This is a genomic window from Algoriphagus sp. SE2 (assembly GCF_039563885.1).
Classification (GTDB): domain Bacteria; phylum Bacteroidota; class Bacteroidia; order Cytophagales; family Cyclobacteriaceae; genus Algoriphagus.
Genome location: NZ_JBCLWJ010000039.1, coordinates 1 through 4624, shown reverse-complemented (window position 1 = coordinate 4624; position 4624 = coordinate 1). Strand labels below are relative to the sequence as shown.

Genomic DNA, 4624 nt, shown 5'->3' with positions numbered 1-4624 from the left:
GTTAGCACTTATTAAAAACAAATGAAGAGAATAAGGAAAATTATAGAAACAAATCTGACCGGTAAAAAAGTACTACTGCTTTTTCTTCTAACAAATATTGTTTATGCAATAATGCTGACAGTTACAATTCCAAAAACAATGACATTTTCAAATGGTCTGAAATTATTGGACATGATGCCATTAGGATACGATTTAGAATATATAAACATGCTTTTCGAGACTTTAGGAGAAAATGGAAGGCAGGTTTATTTAACGAATCAACTTCCTGTCGATATGATTTATCCGTTTCTCTTTGGAGTAAGCTATTGCCTATTGGTTGGATACTTTTTAAATAAACTGAACAAACTAGACTCTGTCTTTTTCTATCTCTGCTTCTTACCTCTAATAGCAGGAATAGCTGATTATGCTGAGAATTTTGGAATTTTTACAATGTTGAAAAATTTTCCTGATTTATCGCCAATTACAGCTAAAGTCACAAATGTTTTTTCAGTGGTTAAAAGTATGACAACAACAGTCTTTTTTGTTGCATTGATTTTAACTCTACTCATGTTTGGAATTAAAAAAATAAAAGAAAGAAGAAAAACAAGTGCTAACACTGTATAAAATGCATTGAAACGCATTTAATACCAACCGTTGGGCTCAATTACAAAAATTTAATATAGAGCATCATGAATAAACTAATCACTATCTGTACACTTTTACTGTTCTCCTTTATTTATAGTTCCAAAACATACGGACAAGAACTAGAACTTAAATATGAATTTCTCTGTGACATCACAGCAACATTGGACAATCCAATAGACGTTGGTCAAACGCCTTATGGCCAACGAGTAATCTACCCTGTAAATGGCGGATCATTTGAAGGTCCAAAAATTAAAGGGAAGGTACTCGCGAATGGTGGTGATTGGCTTTTGCGATTAGATTCAACAACTTCCAAATTAGACGTTCGCGCAGTTTTAGAAACGGAAGATGGCGAGCTCATTTATACCTATTATGAGGGGTTTATTCATGAAAACTCCGATGGTAGTTACTATTTTAGAACTAATCCAGTTTTTCAAACAAGTTCTAAGAAATACAAGTGGTTAAACCATACAATTGCCGTTGGTGTCGGAAAAATAATAGATGGCGGAGTTACTTATAAAATTTATGTAATAAAGTAAACTGAGCCCAAAAATGTATAAGCGGCAGTAAAACACAAGCTTTTACTAACCGTTACACACAATTATCAACCACTATGAAACTATTTCTCACTTTAACTATCGCCTTACTAAGTCAGATCACAGTTCTTGGTCAGGCGAACCAACGATTTTCTTCATTCGAAGAGGCATTAAGAGACCCTGAAAAAGTTAAATGGCTAGACTTAGTTTGTGAAGATATTCCAACAATTACGGAACAAATTGATAAATTCCCGAACCTTGAATCCCTTTACCTTACTGGATGCGAACTCAATAAACTTCCGGAAGGTCTTGGACAGGTTCAGAGTTTAGGGTTATTGAACGTTCAGGACAACAACTTAAGATCATTGCCCACAGAATTAAAGGATTTGAACCAGCTAACCGTCGCAAATCTGAGAAATAATAACTTTGAAGAATTACCAGAAGTTCTACTGACCCTACCCAATCTGAGAGAAATAGATTTATCTGGCAATGCACAACTGGATCTGAATAAAACTTTGAACTCGCTTTCAAAAGTTAAAAAACTCGACTTCTTGTATCTTAGTGGTCTAAATATTTCCATAATTCCATTGAATGTCAAGGAGCTAAAACTATTGGAAGAACTGCATTTATCAAGTAATCCCAATCTGGATTTGCCTAATGTTTTTTCTCCGTTATCAACTACTCCCAATTTGAAAATACTGGTCTTATCAGATAACCAGATAACCTCTATCCCAAAAGAGATAACATTGCTCAATCAATTAAATGGATTGGTTCTCGACAATAATCCAAATATTGAGATCGACATATTAACCGAACACCTTGAACAATTACCCAATCTCAAGGTACTATTGCTCAGAAAAAACGAACTGACCAAACTGCCTAAAAATTTAGATGGCCTTCTGAACTTAGCCGTTTTAGAACTTAGTGAAAATAATTTCTCCGAATCGGAACAAACAAGGATTAAGTCCTTTTTGCCAAATACAAACGTAATATTTTGAAAAAAAAGTGTGTAACAAGCACCAAAAATGAATATGCGAACCGAGCCATCTGAAAGGACAATGCGAAAAGGCAACTTAAATGCTCCTACCAACTGGAGCGCATACTCATTTTAGTTGGTCGTTGACAACAATTAAAAATAGTATCGGGAAATAACTAATAAACCAATTAATATAACATGCTAAATCTATCACGAATTGGTAATTAAAGCCTCTGTTAGTTCAAACGCTGCTGAGAGGTCGAATCCAGTTTAACTAATCCTACAAATCTTAGATTATTCTAGGTAAAACAATACATTTTTCAATTATTTCATATTGATATTTCAAGATAAACACTAAATTGAAACTCAATATATTTTTACTCTTAAACTCTTTATTATGAAAAAGTTACTGTTTTCCCTTCCATTTTTCCTCTTACTAATTGTTCCACAAGCCAAAAGCCAATACTTCACATTTGGAACTGGGTTTAAATGCGCTGCGGATTCCACTCTTGAAGATTCCTATACCGATGCCAAAAAGCAAATTGCTGCGACCTTAGCAGACTTACAAGCAAACGGAAAATTGTATAGCTATGATGTAGATTATCATAAAGACAAATTTGATGATGCCCCTGACTCCACCCATTTTATGGTGATGATGTATGCTTTAGAAGAAACTGAATTTAAAGCTACTACCACTACCTGGGAAGAGGAAAACCCTGGTATACTGAAGTTTCTCACAGGGATTTGTCCTTCGAGATCAGATGAAAAATTTGGAGAAAGTACCAGTTTCTTACCGGTTATCAGACATCCTTATGCAGCTGTAAGCAATATTGAACACGTAGATATAAAGCCAGATCCAAATTTGAAATACAATATAGTGATTGATTTTACCAGCTTTGTCAAGCCTGAAGGAGTTGAAGGTCATACGCATGATATTGACCCAAAATCCCTGAATTTTGGTCTCGCAGAAATAGGCAGGTTACTGAACCTTCACGTTGGTGCTGGAATCCCCCAAGAAAATATCAATATCGTAGTGGCGGTTCATGGGATGGCTTCTGAATCATTCTTGAATAATGAAGCTTACTTAGAAGAACACAAAATAGAAAATCCTAACATATCACTACTAGAGGAATTAAACGATGCTGATGTGAAATTTTTGATGTGTGGACAATCTTTAGGTGACACAAAAAAATCAGAGCTTCTGCCATTTGCCAATATTACATTTACGGCACAGACTACTCTAAGCGAATATCAGTCGAAAGGGTACGCACTCAAAGTCATTAAGAATAACGATTAATTAATAAAACATTAGCTTTTCAGTTTGGGAGCATCACACTAAACTGCTGAATTTTAAAAGCTTCGGGTTTCGAAAACCTGGAGTTTTTTTACTTATTGCACAAATTCAATTAGCTTCCAATCTCCCTCAATTTTATAATTTAGCTGGGCGATGCAAGAAATCTCTTTCAAAAAGTGAATGGTTCTGCAAGCAAAGTCAGTATGAAGATTAATAAAACAAAGTGGACTCTAAAAAAGATAATAAAGACAATATGGATGTCTTCAGGAGTTCTTTTCATGCTTTGGTTACTTTATTCAATGCAGGCACATAATGTTGATGAAAGTTTACTTCGAAGCGACAATCAGGTTCGCTATGAAAATAAGGATGACTATTATTCATATACACCAACCGAAAATTACAATGAGGTTTTGGTTTTTTATCCTGGCGCTCTTGTTCAGACAAAAGCATATTTACCTCTTTGTAGAGAAATAGCAAAAAACAATATAAAGGTATATCTAATTAAAATGCCGTGGAGACAGGCAACAATAGGCTACAATAAACCAAAAGAATTGAATATCCTCGCTGAAACTTCCAAAACTTATACCCTAGCTGGACACTCACAAGGCGGAAAAATGGCTGCTCAATTTGTTTACGAAAATCCCAGCCTTATTGATAGATTGATTTTGATTGGAACTACTCACCCCAGGGACATTTCCTTAGCCGACCACAAAATTCCAATACTCAAAATTTACGGTTCGAAAGACGGTGTTGCAGATGAAAAATCAATTATCAAAAACAAATCCAAACTACCTGAACACTCCCAGTTTGTAAAAATAGATGGAGCTAATCATTCACAATTCGGGTATTACGGATTTCAGCTTGGAGATGATGCCGCAGATATCGATAGAAAACAACAACATGTAGAAACTTTGAAAGCTATAATGGAATTCATAAGTAATGAATAAAGCCAGCAGCTAGCATTGTATAAAAATAATACCTCTTTTATCCCTTAAACGAAAATATAGTTTATGAGGAAAAGACAGCAATAAGAGGAAAAGTAAGTGTATAAAAATTCGCTATTATTCTTATTCTATACCGTTGGAAGTAATTGAAAAAAGTACTAGGTAAATCCGTAATAAACCAATTAAAATGACATACTCAATCTATCACGAATTGGTAATTAAAGCCCCTATTGAAAAAATTTATGAAGCCACC

General features: G+C 34.6%; 5 protein-coding genes. All 5 read left to right on the top strand.

The window, feature by feature from the left end; translation table 11 throughout:
• The first annotated feature begins 21 nt into the window (after nt 1-21).
• Nucleotides 22-603 (top strand): hypothetical protein, encoded by a 582-nt coding sequence (locus tag AAGF08_RS20235; protein WP_343513265.1) that lies wholly within the window; start codon nt 22-24, stop codon nt 601-603.
• A 65-nt stretch (nt 604-668) separates the two neighbouring features.
• Complete coding sequence (locus AAGF08_RS20230) at nt 669-1160, top strand: DUF3237 domain-containing protein (RefSeq protein ID WP_343513264.1); 492 nt, start codon at nt 669-671, stop codon at nt 1158-1160.
• Between the two features lie 74 nt (nt 1161-1234).
• A complete protein-coding gene (locus tag AAGF08_RS20225; RefSeq protein WP_343513263.1) occupies nt 1235-2155 on the top strand; it encodes a hypothetical protein in 921 nt (306 codons plus the stop codon).
• A 375-nt stretch (nt 2156-2530) separates the two neighbouring features.
• Complete coding sequence (locus tag AAGF08_RS20220) at nt 2531-3430, top strand: DsrE family protein (protein WP_343513262.1); 900 nt, start codon at nt 2531-2533, stop codon at nt 3428-3430.
• 200 nt (nt 3431-3630) lie between these two features.
• Nucleotides 3631-4374 carry an alpha/beta hydrolase gene (locus AAGF08_RS20215; protein WP_343513261.1) on the top strand — a complete coding sequence of 248 codons (744 nt, stop codon included), beginning with the start codon at nt 3631-3633 and terminating at the stop codon, nt 4372-4374.
• Nucleotides 4375-4624: the final 250 nt, after the last annotated feature.